The organism is Akkermansia sp. N21169 (genome assembly GCF_029854675.1).
GTDB lineage: Bacteria > Verrucomicrobiota > Verrucomicrobiia > Verrucomicrobiales > Akkermansiaceae > Akkermansia.
On record NZ_JARWNC010000041.1, the window covers coordinates 265,372 to 282,898 of the forward strand.

A 17,527-nucleotide genomic window follows, 5' to 3' on the forward strand; every position below is an offset into this window, starting at 1 on the left:
AAAGAAACTGACAAATCGGAATATTTCTCTCATTTTAACTCCACATTCAAGCTATGCATAACGTACCTGAAAACCTGCTGTACTCCAAAGACCACGAATGGGTCGAAGTCAACGGTGATATTGCCACGATCGGCATCACGGACCACGCCCAGGCAGAACTGTCCGACGTTGTTTTTGTTGATCTGCCCACTGTCGGAGATTCCATCTCTGCCGGTGACGCCGTAACCGTCGTTGAATCCGTCAAGGCCGCCAGCGATGTGTACACGCCCATCTCCGGCGAAATTCTCGAAGTGAACGAAGAACTCTCCAATGATCCCGCACTGATCAACTCCGACCCGTACGCAGCCGGCTGGATCTACAAGGTGCGCATTGAGCTTCCCTCAGAATTGGACGATCTCATGAACGCCGCCGATTACGAAAGCTTCTGTTCCTGAAGCATTCTTCTCCCCGCCCCGGCGAGTCCAGTCTCACCGGGGCTCTTTTATTTTCATTCACAATCTTCATCCCCTATTTTTCATCATGCCCGCCATTACGGACTTCCACAACCGCCACATCGGCCCCTTGGGCGCCGACCGCCAAGCTATGCTTGATTTCCTCGGCTATAAAACGCTGGACGATCTCATGGACGACGTCGTTCCTGCGAACATTCGCCTGAAAGCCCCTCTGGACCTTCCCGCTCCGTTATCCGACAACGAAGCCCTCGACCAGCTTCGCGCCATGCTCGGCAAAAACAAAATTCTCAATTCCTACATCGGCCAAGGCTACTACGGCACCCTAACGCCTAATGTCATCCTCCGCAATGTTCTGGAAAACCCGAGCTGGTACACGGCCTATACTCCCTACCAGCCGGAAATCTCCCAGGGACGCCTGGAAATGCTGATGAATTATCAGACGATGGTTTCCTCCCTGACGGGACTGCCCATCGCCAATGCCTCCCTTCTTGACGAAGGCACAGCAGCAGCCGAAGCCGTCTTCCTCTGCATGGGTTCCAAGTCCAAATCCACTACTTTCTTCGTTTCCGATGCCTGCCATCCGCAGACAATTGAAGTCATCAAGACCCGTTGCGCTCCGTTAAACTACCAAGTCATCGTTGGTGACTGGAAGACGTTCGACCCCGCCTCCTGTGAAGGCCTTGCCGGCGTCCTCGTCCAGTATCCCGATACGTACGGTACAGTTGAATGTTACGCCTCCTTCTTTGAAAAAGTTCATGCAGTCAAGGCGCTTTGCGTTGTCGCCACCGATCTGTTGGCTCTGACAATGCTGAAAGAGCCCGGTTCCTTCGGTGCCGACATCTGCGTGGGCAACTCCCAGCGTTTCGGCGTACCGATGGGCTTCGGCGGTCCCCATGCCGCATTCATGTCGGTCAGGGACGATCTCAAACGCCGCATGCCAGGCCGCCTGATCGGCATGTCCGTAGATTCACATGGCAAGCCCTGCTACCGCCTGTCCCTCCAGACGCGCGAACAACATATCCGCCGCGACAAAGCCACCTCCAATATTTGCACGGCCCAGGTACTCCTGGCCCTCATGGCGGCCTTCTATGCCATTTACCATGGTTCCAAAGGCCTCCTTCGCATCGCCGAAACCGTCCATGCCCACACGAAAACGCTGGCAGCCGCCGTCAAAGCAGCCGGACTGACCATGTACACGGGCGACTTTTTCGACACCATCGTCTTCGGAGCCCCCGGTAAAGCCGACGATCTCGTGGCTGCCGCGCTGAAAGCCGGTTACAACATCCGCCTGATCGACGCGGATCGGGTCGGCGTTTCACTTGATGAAACAACAACCAGCGAAGATGTCGAAGCCCTCGCCCAAGCCCTGACGGGAACAACTGCCCCCTCCCCAGCGGAAGGCCGCCCCGCCTGGTGCGAATGCTTCGACCGCAAAACACCGTTCTGCACGGAGACCGTGTTCAATTCCTACTACTCGGAAACGGACATGATGCGCTACATCCACCATCTCGAAACCCGGGATCTGGCCCTCAACGAAGCCATGATTCCCCTGGGATCCTGCACAATGAAGCTCAACTCCGCCACGATCATGACCCCGATCACCTGGCCAACCGCATGCGCCCTGCACCCCTTCGTGCCCGCAGACCAGTCCGAAGGCATCAGGGAAATGCTCGCCGATCTGGAAAAACGCCTCTGCACCATCACCGGATTCGACGCCTTCAGCATGCAACCCAATTCCGGGGCAGCCGGTGAATACTCTGGTCTGATGACCATTCGCAACTATCTGGAAAGCATCGGCCAGGGAATGCGCAACATCTGCCTCATCCCCACATCCGCCCACGGCACCAATCCCGCATCCGCCGCCATGGCCGGATTCAAGATCGTCGGCATCAAATGCGATGAAGGCGGCAACATCGACATAGAAGATCTCCGCAAGCAGGCCGAGACCCACAAAGATGTCCTTGCCTGCATCATGGTTACCTACCCGTCCACACACGGTGTCTATGAACCCACTATTGTCGAGCTCTGCGACATCGTCCACCAGAACGGAGGCCAGGTTTACATGGACGGCGCCAACATGAACGCCCAGGTGGCCTGGACCAATCCCGGATTCATCGGAGCCGATGTCTGCCACCTCAACCTGCATAAAACCTTTGCCATGCCTCACGGCGGAGGCGGCCCAGGCATCGGATGCATCGGATGCCGTTCCCACCTGGCCCCCCACCTGCCCGGGCATCTCAGCCTGGACAAAAAACAGGGAGCCGTGGCATCTGCCGCGTGGGGCAGCGCTTCCATCGCTCCGATCTGCTGGACCTACCTCGCCACCATGGGAGAACCCGGACTCAAGGAAGCGACTGCCGTCGCTATTCTCAATGCCAATTACATTGCCAAAAAGCTCAACGGTCTCTACCCGGTTCTTTACTCCGGCAACAAGGGACTCGTCGCCCATGAGTGCATTCTGGATACCCGGCCCATTGACGATGCCGCCCACCTCACCGTGGATGACATTGCCAAACGTCTTATGGACTACGGTTTCCATGCTCCGACCATGTCCTTCCCCGTACCGGGAACGCTCATGATTGAACCTACGGAATCCGAACCCAAGCGCGAACTTGATCGCTTCATCGAAGCCATGACCTGCATCCATGCTGAAATCCAGGCCATCATCGACGGCAAGGCAGACAAGGATGACAACGTCATGAAGAACGCTCCGCATACTGCGGAAGCCGTCTGCTCCGACAACTGGACGCATCCCTATACTCGTTCCGAAGCCGCCTATCCGGTCAAAGAACTCCGTGTCCACAAATTCTGGCCCTACTGCGGCCGTGTGGACAATGTCTATGGAGACCGCAATCTCGTCTGCTCCTGCGACACCGTAGAAGCCTACGAAAAAATGACGGGGCAGGAATAATCTCCTCCCTGTTTGACGCCAATTAAGCTCCAACACCCGCGCTCCGCACAGTCGGCAGCGCGGGTGTCTTGTCTGGGGGCATCGGTCATTTCATGATAGAATTCGAGTTGTTCATTCGTATATTAACGTCAATGAAAACGACTCCCATCCTCATTGCTTCTTTGCTGTTAAGTTCTTTCCCCGGAATTTCAAATACACCTCCCAATCCTCGTCCCGTTCCGGAATTTGCAAGTGCCGGATTCTTCAACACTCAGGGCAGCCCACGTCAGGCTCACGATTTCAATGTGGGATGGCGCTTCGTTAAGGGAGATCCCAAGGGGGCACAGGAAATCAGCTTCGATGATTCAGCGTGGGAAATTGTCAACACCCCGCATGGGCTGGAGCTCGTTCCGGAAGAAGCCAGCGGATGTTCCAATTACCAAGGTCCGGCCTGGTACCGCAAGCATTTCACAGCTCCGGAATCGCTGCGAGGTAAAAAGGTCACCCTGTATTTCGAAGCCCTCATGGGAAAAGCCGACATTTACGTCAACGGCCGGAAAATACAAACCCATCTTGGAGGTTATCTGCCCGCCATTGTCGACGTAACGGATATCCTCATCCCCGGGCAGGAAAACATCGTCGCCGTCCGCGTCGATAACAAAAACGATCCATCCTATCCGCCAGGCAAACCCCAGGAAACACTGGACTTCGTGTACTTCGGCGGCATCTACCGCGATGTTTACCTCATTGACACCGATCCGGTACACATCACCGATGCCAACGTAGCCGGTCAGGAAGCCGGAGGCGGAATCTTTTTCCGAACTCTGTCCGCCACCGACGACCAAGCCCGAGTCGGAGCCAAAGTCCATGTCGCCAATGAAAGCAACCGTGAGCGTAGCCTGTTTGTTGAGACCGTCCTGACCGATTTACGAGGCAACAAAAAGGGCGGCTACAAATCTCCCCTCAAGCTGAAGCCGGGAGCATCCGCACATGTGGATGGAGAATGGGATATCAAATCCCCTGACTTGTGGTCACCCGACTTTCCCCGGTTATCGCGCCTCACCGTCAATGTCATTGAAAATGGTAAAGTCCTGGATTCCCAAACCATCAAAGTCGGCATCCGCCACTTCGTCATGAACGACCAGGGATTTATCCTCAACGGGAAGCCTTTCCCCGGCAAGCTGATCGGCGGCAACCGCCACCAGGATTTCGCCTACCTCGGCAATGCCCTTCCCAACATCGGACAGTGGCGCGACGCGAAAAAACTCCGCGACGCCGGTTTGCGAGTCGTCCGTTCCGCCCACTACCCTCAGGATCCCGCCTTCATGGACGCAGCCGACGAACTGGGGCTCTTCGTGATCGTCGCTACTCCCGGCTGGCAGTTCTGGAACAAAAACCCGCAGTTCGGAGAACTCGTCTACGACAATATACGTCAGATGATCCGGCGTGACCGCAACCACCCCAGCGTCTGGGTCTGGGAACCCATCCTGAATGAAACGCCCTACCCCGGCGAATTCGCGCAAAAAGCATACGAGACCACGCACAAAGAATACCCATATCCTTCATGCTATGCCGGATGCGATGACAGGGAAGCTGGTGCCAACAAATACGATCTGATTTACAGCCACCCTGCCACCGTCACGGAAAACACGGTCAGCGCAGCCGGTCCCCTCAACGACTCGCGCCGCTTCAAAGGCAAAGCCTACTTCACCCGTGAATGGGGCGACAATGTCGATGACTGGGGTTCCCACAATTCGTCGAGCCGCGTTGCCCGCGAATGGGGCGAAATCCCCATGTTGATTCAGGCCAATCATTACACCAATCCCAACTACAATTACACCTGTTGGGAAACCCTGTCCCAGGCTCCCGCTTACCACATCGGCGGTGCCCTCTGGCACCCCTTCGACCACCAGCGTGGCTACCACCCCGACCCTTTCTACGGTGGGATCATGGATACCTTCCGCCAGCCGAAAACATCCTGGTACGCCTTCCAGGCACAACGCCCGGCGGATACCAGTGCTTCGTCCATGGCCAGCGGCCCCGTCGTGCACATCGCCAATGACATGGATCCCTTCTCGCCCCAGGACGTCACCGTCTTCACTAATTGCGACGAAGTGCGTCTCACGGCATTCGAGCGCGAACCCGTCACCCTGAAAGTACGTAAGGAAGGCCAAATGCGCCCTGGATCGACGGTACTCTTCCCCAAGGCATTTGATTTCATGACTCTCAAATCATTGACGCGCGAAGGCAAAGGGCAGCAATGCTACATGCTGGCCGAGGGGCTGATCGACGGTAAAGTCGTCGCCTCGCACCGGGTAGCTCCCGCCAGACGCCCATCCCTGATCACGCTAACGCCGGACAACGAAGGAATCCCCCTTCGCGCCAACGGTACGGACATGATGGTTGTCATCGCATCCATTACCGACAAGGATGGTAACGTCAAACGCCTCAATAACGAAATGATCGAATTCTCCATCGAAGGAGAAGGAACCATCGTCGGCGATGCCTCAATCGGAGCCAATCCCCGCGCCGTCCAGTGGGGTACGGCTCCCGTCATAATCCGCAGTACAACCAAATCCGGTAAGATCAAGCTCATGGCCAAAGTCCTCCATCCCGGAGCCCAAAAGCCCGCCTCTGCCGTACTGGAACTGGAAACACTTCCGCCCCAGGAAAGCCTCATCTACAAGGAAGTACCCGGTCACAAGGAATCCGGCAACTCGGTTCATAACCTGGAACAGGAAAAGCAGCTCAAGGAAGCGGCCCTCAAGAAAATCGACGAAGTCAAAAAGCAACAATCCGCTTCAGAATAAATACCCCCCGGGAAACTTTGCATGACACAAGGTCTCCCGGACATTTGAACAAATCCCGTTTCCAAGAGGTCTTACCCTTATCAGTCAGGTGTGGAAGAAGGAGAGAGCTTCCCACTACTTCTCCAAGAAGCAGTACTGAGTCACAAAAGGTAGTAAGTTGGTAAAGAAGCCCATGTACAGAAGTACATGGGTTTCTTACTTTAAGATGATTTCCTATTATCGGTCTTTTCATAGCTCTTCCTTCTTCCCATGTTCTTTTTTCTATGGTAGTTTGTCTCCCGTATGCTGGAAAATGTTGACGAAACGAAGCCAACCCCTCTCTCTTGTCTAGACAAACCCCTGCCGTTGGACGGCTTTAAGGGAACACCTGATGAAATTGAACAACAATGGTATGACCAGGTTTACCGCGGTTCCGGAGACACGATCAAACAATTGACTGTCCGCGCTGTCGTTGTCGGCATGCTGCTCGGTTCCATCCTATCGCTGACCAACCTGTACGCCAACCTGAAAATGGGATGGTCTTTCGGTGTAGCCCTGACGGCCGGCATCATTTCCTTCGCTCTGTGGAATGCCTTCGTCAAAATCGGGATTTCCAAAAACCCGATGACCATTCTTGAAAACACGTGCATGCAGTCCGCTGCCAGTTCCGCCGGTTATTCTACCGGGGGCACGCTAACCTCCGCCGTCGCCGCCCTCCTTCTGCTGACTGGGCAGCACATGCCTCTAGGTGTCACGTTCGGCTGGATTTTCTTCATCGCTGTCCTGGGTGTCACAATGGCCATTCCGATGAAACGGCAAATGATCAATATCGAACAAATCCGCTTCCCCGACAGCATCGCAACGGCAGAAACTCTCAAAGTTTTATACTCCGAAGGTAAAAAGGCAGCCGGCCAAGCCAAGGCCCTGCTCTATTCCGCCCTCTTCGCATCCGCCAATGCCATTGCCATGGCCTGTGGCGGGGAAAAATGGCTTGGTCATATCCAGCAACAAATCATCGGTAACTGGTATCAAAGAACCGTCTTCTTCAAATGGGACCTCATGTTTGTCGGCGCCGGCGCCCTCGTCGGGATGAAAACATCCCTGAGTTTGTTCATCGGAGGGACGGTATGCTGGATTCTGTATGTACCGTGGCTCGAAAGCCAGGGGCTTCTCGCCGTCGGCGCCGGTTACCGCGATTGCGTCGGATGGACCCTCTGGGGAGGAACAGCCTGTATGGTTGTCGCCAGTCTCGTTTCCTTCCTCTTTCAATGGAAGAGCATTGCCCGTTCCTTCTCTTCTCTGGGAGCCATGTTCTCCTTCGGGAAAAAGCGAGAACTGACAGATGTGGAAAAAATCGAGACGCCGATGACCTGGTTCCTGACTGGCCAGCTCATCTCCCTGATCGCCTTGAGCTATCTCGCCCACACCACGTTCGACATTCCCTACTGGATGAGTTGCATCGCCGTCTTCATTTCCTTCTTCCTGGCTCTCGTCGTCTGCCGCATCACCGGCGAGGCCAACATTACGCCGACAGGTGCCATGGGCAAGGTTACCCAGCTCATTTTCGGAGGCATCGCTCCGGGACACGTCACAGCCAACCTCATGGCCGCCAACATCACTTCGGGAGCCTCCAGCGCCTCCGCAGACTTGCTCGTAGACCTGAAAGTAGGCTACCTCCTCGGAGCCAATCCCAGACAGCAATTCATCGCCCAGTTCTCCGGCATCTTCCTGGGAACACTGGTCTCCGTTCTCGCTTTCCGCTCTCTCGTACCCGATGTCGATGCCTTGCAAGCCTTCAATGCGCCCGGAGCGAGAACTTGGGCAGCCACGGCGGAGGCCCTCGGCATGGGATTCAGCCACCTGCACAGCATCAAAGTACTGTCTATCATCATAGGCGGCATTCTGGGGATTATTCTCGTCCTTGCGCCCCGCTATATTCCCGCCACGGCTAAATGGCTTCCCACGCCCATAGGATTCGGACTGGCATGGGCCATCCAATGGAATGATTCCCTCCTGTTCTTCCTGGGTGCCGTCCTCGGCTGGGTTGCCGACCGTTTCATCAGCGGTAAATCCAAAGAGTTCAAAATCCCGACCGCATCCGGCATCATCGCCGGTGCAGCATTAACGGGCATGGCTATCCTGCTCTTTAGCGTTTATCAAGCCAGCAAATAAAAAGCCGGATATTTCCTCTGGAGCCATTCATTCCCCATCGTTCTCTTGAACGACGGGGAATATTTTTTTCAGTCCGACAGGGAAGTCCCGTACTTCACCAAAGCATAGCCGCCCGCAACCAGCCATACATACAAAATAGCGGCCAGAAGGAAGGGTTTGGCTCCGGCCTTTTTAAACTTGTCAAAACTTGTTTCCGTTCCCAGTGCCGTCATAGCCATTGTCAGCAGGAAAGTATCCAGGCTGTTAATTCCCTGGACGAGGGAAACCGGGAGAAGATCCAGCGAATTGATTCCGATCACGGCTAGAAAGCCGAAGGCGAACCAAGGGATGGTAATGACCGTCTTCTCCGCTCCCTGCGCCGAACTTGCCCGGGCCACGCGACGTGCCAGAAATATGCTCAACACCAGCAGCACGGGAGCCAGCATCATGACACGGATCATCTTCACGATCACCGCCGGATCTGAAATTTCAGTACCCATGGCATTGCCTGCACCAACGACATGAGCCACTTCATGGAGAGTCGCCCCCGTGAACAATCCCATCTGTTCCGGAGTCAGGTCAAACAACCCGGCCCGGTAACAGGCTGGATACAGGAACATGGACAAAGTTCCGAAAATGACAACCGTCGATACGGCCACTGCTGTCTTGTGCGGCTGGCACTTCACCACCGGTTCGGCGCCAAGCACGGCTGCGGCACCACAGATGGAACTGCCCACCGCCGTCATCAGAGCCGTATCGCGGTCCATCTTCAAGAGGCGGCCGGCCAGTACGCCGAGAATAATCGTTGAGACAACGATTACGGCATCAACGGCAATCGCCGGAATCCCGATTGCCATCACACTCTGAAAGGTTAGACGAAATCCGTACAGGACAATCCCCAAACGCAAAATCCTCTTCGTGCAGAACAAGATACCCGGCACCCAGGTCTCCGGCAACTGGTTCCTCAGGCTGTTCGCATAGATCATCCCTAAAATAATGCCGACAATCAAGGGGCTGAAAGACAAACTTTTGACGAACGGTATGTCGGCAATATAAAAAGCAGAACAGGAGAACAGGACAATCAGGAGAATGCCATGGAGGATGTTACCGTGTTTTTGAATAAACATATTAAATGGGAAAAGATGCAGAACGGATGGTCTTATACGCCTCTTTCATCAAAATATCTAATAATAACATCTTATGATCAATTACATTTTGTTATAATAATCCAGGCAAAATCGAATCATCAACCCGCTGAGACGGCTCTGTTCTCCATGCGGAGTCACAAATCGGAATACCCTTGTCACATCAAAATTCCGGACGGGGACACGCACCAAAGCTCCCCGTTCCAATTCCTCCCGTACGGCAAAAAGAGACAGGAACGCGCAAGCATTCGACTTCGATAAATAGCGTTTGATACTCTCACTGCTACCCAGACGCATGGACACGCTCAGTTCATTTTCCAGAATCCCTTTCTCACCAAGGGCCTTCCTGACAACAGCCTGTGTTCCGGATCCCGCCTCCCGCAGCACCAAAGGAAGCTCCCTCAATTGCTCCACCGTCCATTCCCGACGGACCAGAGCCGGATTGGACACTGCCGTTACCAGCACGATCTCATCCCGGATAAAGGATCGGTAATGGAGATCGGCATGCTCGCCGCTGCCCTCGATAAGTCCCAGTTGGACAACTTCGCCGACAACTGCCGCCTCAATACATTCCGTGTTTCCATCCATCAAATCAACCCGGATATCAGGATACATACGGTGAAACAATGCCAGGATGGGCGGCAGGACATACTGGGTCAGCGTCGTACTGGCCCCCATGTGCAGATACCCCTGCAGACGGGAAGAATCCCCTGCCATAACCTCATTCAGCAGAGCATACTCCTTCAAAATGCGTCTGGCAGGCACCAGGAGTTTCTCCCCCTCCTCCGTCAGCGCCACTTTACGTCCGCTCCTCTTGAACAACCTGCACCCGAACTGTTGTTCCAGCTCCCGGATGTGACGCGTCACGGCAGGCTGCGTAATAAACAACTCCTCCGAAGCCCGTGTAAAGCTTAACCTCCGTGCAACCGTTTCAAAAACTTTGAGACGAAAATCAGTCAGCATAAAATCGCCTTATTATACTCCCGGAAAAACTGAAACTCAACCGTATTGCGCACTCGACACCATTTCTGATACCGAAAATCGTTGAAATTTCTTGCCAGAATTTTAGCGCTATGATTAAATCCCGCCGCGCAAACGGTCAACGACCAGTTCGTCTAGCGGTCCAGGACTCTCGCCTTTCACGCGAGCAACACGGGTTCGATTCCCGTACTGGTTGCCAGTTTGCAAAAGCCGCCTCCGGGCGGTCTTTTTGTTTTCAGCGGAAGAGGACAGGCAATCTGCTCGCCAAACTCTCCTGTTCATGGTATGAAAAAAACGATTTTCCACACGGCAATTCGTACCCCTTTCCCATCTCCAAACCATGAGCAACATTCACGTCATGTCCGATATTCTGGCGAGCCAGGTCGCCGCTGGAGAAGTCGTGGAACGTCCCGCTTCCGTCATCAAGGAACTCGTGGAAAACAGCCTCGATGCCGGTGCACGCACCATCACCGTAGAAATCACCAGGGGCGGCACCTCCCTCATCAAGGTCACGGATGACGGATCGGGCATGTCCCGAGAAGATGCCCTGCTCTGCCTCCAGAGACATGCGACAAGCAAACTGATGGACCTTGACGGTCTTTTCGCCATCCATCATCTGGGATTCCGGGGAGAAGCCCTCCCCAGTATCGCCAGCGTATCGCGCCTCAAGCTCTCCACACGGGAAAAAGACGCCCTCGAAGGCTGTGAACTCAACATCCATGCCGGAATTCCGGAAGAGCCGAAATCCTCGGGGATCTCACCGGGAACCTGCATTGAAGTCCACGAACTCTTTTACAACACGCCCGCCCGCCGGAAGTTCCTGAAATCCCAGGAAACGGAATCAGCCCATGTCGAACACCAGCTCCGCCTGCACGCCCTCGCGTTCCCGGAAGTCCGGTTCATCTTCCGCAAGGACGGTCAGACAGTTTTCGACCTCCCCGGTACGCACGATCTGCAGGCACGCATCGCAGCCTTGACAGACCACCGCACGGCGGATGCCCTGATCACCATCCCGGAAACCATCGGTACAGGCGTCACCGCTACCGGCTATCTCCTGCCACTCTCTGAAGCACGACGCAACAAAAAGGGACAATTCGTTTTCCTCAACCATCGCCCTATCGACGACCAACTTGTCGGTCGCGCCATCCGCGACGGCTTCGGTGGTTTCCCCTCCGGCCTCCATCCCGCTCTGTACCTGTATCTGGAAGTAGAGCCTGCCCTCGTCGATGTCAATGTCCACCCGGCAAAAAAAGAAGTCCGTTTCCGGAGACCATCGGACATTGTCTCCTGCGTCATCGAGGCTATCTCCAGTGCCCTGTCTTCCCATGCCCGAGCCGATCGCGATCCGGAAATTTCAGAGTCGATAAAGCCTCCCAAAGCTGCGGAAGAAATACAGGAGCCCCCCCCCGCCCCTCCTCATCAACAACCTGTTGCCGTACTTCAGGCAGAACCTGTACCCGGTAAAAAAATACCGACCCCGCTTTCGAAAAAGGAACCAAGCATCCCCTCCTCTGCCCACAGTCTCCAGCCTCCTCCCCGAGCCGCCTCTCCGGCAGGTGCGTTGCGACCTCTGCCTGCAGCACAATCCCATCTGCCCCTGGAAAGACCACAACCAGCGCCCCTGCGAAAAAGCGCCGACTTTCACTATCTGGGATCCCTCAACGCCACCTACGCCCTCTTTGAAAACAACGATGGACTCGTCCTCCTCCACCCCAGGGCGGCAAGAGAACGCATCATTTTCGAAGAGCTCATGAAACATGCACGCCAAGGCATCAAAAGCCAGGCTTTGCTGGATCCCGTCATGCTGGAACTCGATCCGCGCGACTTCGCCGTCCTGAACGAGCTTGCCCCTCACTTCGAACAAGCGGGCATCAACATGTCTCCCTTCGGACAACGCACCATGCGCGTCGAATCCCTGCCCGCCATGCTACATCCGGAAAACGCCCGTTCCTTCATTCTGGAACTCATCGACCGCATCACAGACACCGAATCCGGAAAAAAAGCGGGCAGGTTGACCTTCGAAGCGTTTTCTACAGAACTGGCACAAAAATCGTCCCGTTCGGAAAAAATCAATTTTTCCCTTTCTCCCGACCTTCTGGAGCGCCTTCTCAATTGCGAAGTTCCTTACTGCACCCCGTCCGGCAAGCCAACCATGACGATGTTCTCCATGGCGGAACTTGCCCGGAAATTCAACCTTCCCGGCCGTTAAGCAAAAGCCTTTTCCTTACAAACGCTTCCAAAGGCGTTCGGCAAGAATTTCCGGCTCGTCAGCCAAGCCTTCGAGGGAATCGGCAAACGGAGGCAAGCCTTCACTGTCGCGGAATAAAAGGGCTCGCAAATTCATCCTGCCCCCCGGCAAAAGTTCCGCATGTACGCCGACAGGCGTCGAACAGTCTGCTCCCAGCAACCTGAGGAACTCACGTTCCGCCCGCGCTTGCAAATGAGTTTCGGCATGGTCGATCGCGGAGAGAATCGCGCGCATTCCCGCATCTTCCTTCCGGATTTCCAGGCCCACAATCCCCTGACCCGCAGCCGGGACAAACACGTCTCCCGGAAGCAGTTCCATGCGAAGGGACACACCGTCGCAGCAAGATTCCGATGCAAACAACCCAAGGCGTTCCAACCCGGCACGAGCCAGGATAATGCCGTCAAGCGCCGGATTAGCCGCCAGCTTGGCCAGACGCGTCGGTACATTACCCCTCAAATCTTCAAATTTCGTTTTCTCCCCCCAAAAGACCTCCCCCATCCTGCGACGACGGACACTTCCCGTTGCAATGCGGCGACAAAACCGGGAATTTTGCCCCTTGAACACCAGTACATCATCCACATGAGCCCGCGGCAAAACGGCAGCTAGCTCAAACTGGGCATCCAATTCGCTGGGCATATCCTTCAGACTGTGGACGGCAAAATCGATTTCTCCGTTTTCCAGCGCCTGCTCGATCTCCTTCAGGAAAATCCCCTTGTCCGCAATACCCGCTACACGAGCCACCTGGGAAAGAGGTACATCCGTCCTCCGATCTCCCGTCGTGGAAATAATCTTCACAGTCACGCCAAGATCCGGCCAGGCACGGGACAAAGCCTCCTTCACCATATCCGTCTGCTTGAGGGCCAGAGCGCTGCCGCGCGTACCGAGAATGATGCTGGAACGGGTCATAACTGGTCGAGTGTGGGAAAATGTTTCATCATGTCCTGTTCGATAATATCCTCGCAGTGCCGGATTTCCCTCGCTCGTGAACGGCGAGCTTCATCCGCGAGAAGTCTCAGGGTATCGATGTCGTACACATAAACTTCATCAATATCTGCCGTAGCAGGATCAATGTTACGGGGAACGGAAATATCAATCAGGAAGAGGGAACGGAACTTTCTTGCCTCACGCAGGGGCAGGAGCAGATCCCGGGTAATCACATAATGCGGGGCCGATGTCGCAGCAATGACAATGTCGATATGCTTGAGATATTCGCACCACTGTTCATAACGGATCGCTTCGCCTTCCACCATGCGGGCAAGTTCTTCAGCGCGTTCATGCGTACGATTGGCTACGAAAATACTTTTAGCACCGCGAGATTTCAGGGATTGGGCCGTTACCCGGCTCATTTCCCCCGCACCAAGAATCAAGACCTGGGAACCCTTCAATTCGCCAAAAATCTGCCCGGCCAAATCCACGGCAACAGAGCCGATTGAAGTCGCTCCCACGTTGATTTTCGTCTCACGGCGCACCTTCTTTCCAATGCTGAACGCCTTCTGGAACACCTTGTTCAAAATCCCCCCCGTCATCCCGGCGGACAAAGCGATGCGGTAGGCTTCCTTGACCTGTCCGAAAATTTCCGTTTCTCCCAGAACCATGGAATCCAACCCGCTCAATACGCGGCACAAGTGCCTCATGGCATCTACTCCCGAGCATTGGTAAAAATACCCGTCCCGGCACTCGATATTTTCCCGGGAACCCGTGAAATACTCCCGGATAGCCTTGGCAGCCAGCTCATGGTCATCCGCACAGAAATAAATTTCCATACGGTTACAGGTAGAAAGCACGACACATTGGTCAATCGGAGTTTGCTCCAAAAGCTCCGCCTCTGCTTTGGCAAGGCGAGGTCTGGCAATGGCAAAGCATTCCCTGATTTCCACCGGAGCCGTCCGGTAATTCAATCCCAAACACGACAAACTCATTGCAAAACAAGGAAAATACTCAAAGACAACACATACAGTCCGATCGACCACCACGCCAGCACCTTTCCGGGCAAGCCACGCAGATACGTTACGGAGATCAACAGCAAATACCCTACGCTTACGGCCGCAGCCACAACGCACTTCGCAACGGGAATCGCCATCCAGGCTTGCAATCCGCATATCTGGGCCAGCATGAGGAGAAGAAATCCCGCATCAATCAACCGGATCATGCATGATTGCAAAGTTCTCACCGGAGGAAGATTGCGGCTCAACCCCGTCAAACGCCCGGCCTTCATCAAGGAATTTTGAATCAGGAATACGACTGCCGACAGAGCCGACAGGCCCAGCGCCCCATATCCCAGCATTGCCAGGCCAATGTGCCATGTCAGCCAGCCCTGCCCGACAAGAGATTGAACCACCGGATCGTAAAACAATACTGCCAGTAAGGATAAAACAGCTACCAACGGTGCCGTAAACGCACCGATCACCGACATCCGGTAGGGACGCCCCAGAACAAGGTAAAAGGCATTCAAAGCCCATCCCAGGAAAAACAACACTTCGGAACGTCCGCGGATCGGACATGTCGCCCCCAAAGCGCTGCGCTCCATCAAAGCAACGGATTGAATCAGCATCAATACCAGCATCAATACCCACACAAGGCGTCTGCTCCGGCCGGGATGGAACAGGCTTAGCGCACCGGATCCGGACACACAGAGAGCCCAGACAACCGCGGCGATCATCCAGTATTGATCGTTCATGACCGCAGTTTACTTCTTTTCCAACACTCTTTCAATCACGGCGTACGCCTGATGATTATGGATGGACTCGAAATTTTCAGCTTCCACCCGATACCAGCTGAATGCGGAGTGCTGTTCCGTTTTCATAGCCACATTGCGCACAAGGTCTTCCACGAATACAGGATTTTCATAGGCGTGATCCGTCACCCACTTTTCATCGGGGCGCTTCAAAATGCTGAACACGCCGCAACTGGCACAGGATTCCACCAATTCAATCAAATCTTCGATCCAGATCGGCTGCGACGCAAAACGCACGGAATAGGTTACAATCCCGCGCTGGTTGTGCGCACCGCGTTCACTCATCGCCTTGGAACAAGGGCAGAGCGTCGTCACGGGAACGCGGACAGTCAGGATGAAATCGATCAAGCGATCCCTGACGGCTTCCATCTCAAAACAGACTTCATAATCCATCAACCCGGGAATCCCCGTGACGGGAGCATTCTTGCTCTTGAAAAACGGGAAGCACATTTCCACATGGGAACGGCTCGCCGACAACCGGGTCAGCAGTTCTTTCGGCAGGGAAACGGCTGAATGAACATCCATTTGGGGACCGCGATTATGCAACACTTCCAGGAAGCGGCTCATGTGCGTTCCCTTGAATTCCTGAGGGAGATCGACAGCCAGGGAAAGAGTCGCCACGGTCGACTGGGTTCTGTTTTCCTTGTCCTTGATGACAATGGGATACCGAACTCCCTTCACTCCCACCCGGTCAATGGAGATATTGCGGGAATCTCTTTCCGCCTGGGTATCCCTAAGATTTTGAATCGGACTCATCGAAAGGAAATACAACGAGAGTCTGCCCGGATGATTCGGACAGACTCCCGCCTTAAAGACAAATAATTCTACCGAAAGATCACCGAAAAAGATTAGGGGAGCAGATTGACTGCCCGGGATCTCCTGATCTCACGAGTGATCTTGCGATGCATTTTGGCGGAAACGCCAGTCACGCGACGGGGCAGGATCTTGCCCGTTTCCGACGTGAACTTGGAAAGAAATTCCGGGTTCAGAAAATTGATTTGGTCAACGGGAATATCGTGGCGACGGCGCGGCATCGTGCGGTTGCAACGACGAAAACGAATACGGCGTTCGACAGTCTTAGGTTCTGTAGACATAGTAAAAATGATTGGGGTAAACCGGAAGGAATACGATTAGCGCATTTCGCGGTGAAGAGTGCGGCGCTTCAGGAAAGGATTATACTTAATCTTTTCCAGACGGTTAGGCGTACGCAGGCTCTTTTTGTTACGCGTGGTGACGTAGCGGGACGTCGGCTTTCCTTCGGCTTTGGCCTCGGTGCATTCGAGGATGATGATGTCTCTAGGCATGATGAATATAAGTTTCGGGAAAAAGGCTTTTACACTATTCCTCGTCTTCGTCAAGAGAAACTGTAAAGTCCGGATCATTTTGCATGCCTGCGAAGCCCAGGGCATCGCGGGTCGTGAACTTGACGGCGCGGCCTTTTTCTTTTTCCCATTTTGCCTGGCATTCAACTGTTAACCGGGCAAAAGGAATGGCTTTCAGACGCAAAATCGGGATCTGTTTGTAGGACATTTCGCAAATTCCATACGTTCCGACTTCGATGCGCTTGAGGGCTTCTTCAATCTCGGACAGGGCGTTTTGATCCTTGGCAAGAAGGCTCAGTGCGAAATCACGGTCATAGGCATCACTGCCGGCATCGGCCTGGTGTTCTCCGGAACCGGAAGCCTCGCTTCCTTCGGGATGCGTTTTAAGAGCTTCCCGGGCAACGCCATTCATGGAATCCAGAATATTATCCCGAAGATCCAGAAGATGCTGCTTCTGGCTTTCAACGAACTTCATCCACTTGGCGTCCTTTTTCAGATCGTCCATAGCTTTGATCATCGCCGGAGAAAGGGCTTTCTTAACCGTAGCGGCCGTTACGGCCTCAACGGGTGGAGCGGCGGCAACCGAATTCTTTTTCCCGCCGTGGGCGGAAGAAGACTGGGGAGTTTCTTTTTTCATAGTGTGTTCATTCGCGGCCGATGAAACGGCGTTTTTCCAGAAGTTGTTTTTTGGGAGGAACCAGCCTGGGCGCCGGATTCCTGAAGGATGGATGCACGGGAACGGAGCTCTCCGTAACCCAGCTTTGAGAAGGATATATGTTTTTTTTGCTCCGGTTCAAGAAGAATCGTTATGATCT

Annotated in this window: 14 protein-coding genes and 1 tRNA gene; 6 read left to right on the forward strand and 9 right to left on the reverse strand. The window is 54.4% G+C overall.

What is annotated here, in order from left to right:
- Positions 1–53: 53 nt before the first annotated feature.
- The 4 genes from gcvH to QET40_RS11625 all read left to right on the forward strand — a co-directional run bounded on the left by gcvH (position 54) and on the right by QET40_RS11625 (position 8,303).
- Positions 54–434 carry a glycine cleavage system protein GcvH gene (gcvH, locus tag QET40_RS11610; RefSeq protein WP_280127336.1) on the forward strand — a complete coding sequence of 127 codons (381 nt, stop codon included), beginning with the start codon at positions 54–56 and terminating at the stop codon, positions 432–434.
- A gap of 85 nt (positions 435–519) precedes the next feature.
- Positions 520–3,363 carry an aminomethyl-transferring glycine dehydrogenase gene (gcvP, locus tag QET40_RS11615; protein ID WP_280127337.1) on the forward strand — a complete coding sequence of 948 codons (2,844 nt, stop codon included), beginning with the start codon at positions 520–522 and terminating at the stop codon, positions 3,361–3,363.
- Positions 3,364–3,494: 131 nt separating this feature from the next.
- Positions 3,495–6,152 (forward strand): glycoside hydrolase family 2 TIM barrel-domain containing protein, encoded by a 2,658-nt coding sequence (locus QET40_RS11620; RefSeq protein WP_280127338.1) that lies wholly within the window; start codon positions 3,495–3,497, stop codon positions 6,150–6,152.
- 282 nt (positions 6,153–6,434) lie between these two features.
- Positions 6,435–8,303, forward strand: a complete 1,869-nt coding sequence (locus tag QET40_RS11625; RefSeq protein ID WP_280127339.1) for an OPT family oligopeptide transporter — start codon at positions 6,435–6,437, stop codon at positions 8,301–8,303.
- Between the two features lie 68 nt (positions 8,304–8,371).
- Here the strand turns inward: QET40_RS11625 and QET40_RS11630 are convergent, their stop codons facing one another.
- Together QET40_RS11630 and QET40_RS11635 are read right to left on the reverse strand one after the other, a co-directional pair.
- Complete coding sequence (locus QET40_RS11630; RefSeq protein ID WP_280127340.1) at positions 8,372–9,409, reverse strand: YeiH family protein; 1,038 nt, start codon at positions 9,407–9,409, stop codon at positions 8,372–8,374.
- A gap of 81 nt (positions 9,410–9,490) precedes the next feature.
- On the reverse strand, positions 9,491–10,390 hold the full coding sequence (locus tag QET40_RS11635; RefSeq protein WP_280127341.1) for a LysR substrate-binding domain-containing protein: 900 nt from the start codon (positions 10,388–10,390) through the stop codon (positions 9,491–9,493).
- A 141-nt stretch (positions 10,391–10,531) separates the two neighbouring features.
- On the opposite strand from QET40_RS11635, the gene QET40_RS11640 reads away from it, so the two are divergent.
- Positions 10,532–10,607 (forward strand) — tRNA-Glu (locus QET40_RS11640).
- A 141-nt stretch (positions 10,608–10,748) separates the two neighbouring features.
- A complete protein-coding gene (gene mutL / locus QET40_RS11645) occupies positions 10,749–12,617 on the forward strand; it encodes a DNA mismatch repair endonuclease MutL (protein ID WP_280127342.1) in 1,869 nt (622 codons plus the stop codon).
- 15 nt (positions 12,618–12,632) lie between these two features.
- Here the strand turns inward: mutL and hemC are convergent, their stop codons facing one another.
- From hemC to QET40_RS11680, 7 genes are all read right to left on the reverse strand, one after another.
- Positions 12,633–13,562: a hydroxymethylbilane synthase gene (hemC, locus tag QET40_RS11650; protein ID WP_280127343.1), complete on the reverse strand. Its 930-nt coding sequence runs from the start codon at positions 13,560–13,562 to the stop codon at positions 12,633–12,635.
- Entirely contained in the window at positions 13,559–14,575 is a 1,017-nt protein-coding gene (gene hemA, locus QET40_RS11655; protein WP_280127344.1) for a glutamyl-tRNA reductase, read from the reverse strand. Before hemA ends, hemC begins: the two co-directional genes overlap by 4 nt.
- Positions 14,572–15,333 carry a cytochrome c biogenesis protein CcsA gene (gene ccsA, locus QET40_RS11660; protein WP_280127345.1) on the reverse strand — a complete coding sequence of 254 codons (762 nt, stop codon included), beginning with the start codon at positions 15,331–15,333 and terminating at the stop codon, positions 14,572–14,574. The genes hemA and ccsA overlap by 4 nt, the downstream gene beginning before the upstream one ends.
- A 9-nt stretch (positions 15,334–15,342) precedes the next feature.
- Positions 15,343–16,146, reverse strand: a complete 804-nt coding sequence (folE2, locus tag QET40_RS11665; protein WP_280127346.1) for a GTP cyclohydrolase FolE2 — start codon at positions 16,144–16,146, stop codon at positions 15,343–15,345.
- A 92-nt stretch (positions 16,147–16,238) separates the two neighbouring features.
- The gene (rpsR, locus tag QET40_RS11670) at positions 16,239–16,484 is read right to left on the reverse strand and encodes a 30S ribosomal protein S18 (RefSeq protein WP_280127347.1); all 246 of its coding nucleotides are present in this window, start codon (positions 16,482–16,484) and stop codon (positions 16,239–16,241) included.
- 36 nt (positions 16,485–16,520) lie between these two features.
- The gene (rpmG, locus tag QET40_RS11675) at positions 16,521–16,694 is read right to left on the reverse strand and encodes a 50S ribosomal protein L33 (protein ID WP_280127348.1); all 174 of its coding nucleotides are present in this window, start codon (positions 16,692–16,694) and stop codon (positions 16,521–16,523) included.
- 34 nt (positions 16,695–16,728) lie between these two features.
- Positions 16,729–17,349: a TraR/DksA C4-type zinc finger protein gene (locus QET40_RS11680; RefSeq protein ID WP_280127349.1), complete on the reverse strand. Its 621-nt coding sequence runs from the start codon at positions 17,347–17,349 to the stop codon at positions 16,729–16,731.
- Positions 17,350–17,527: the final 178 nt, after the last annotated feature.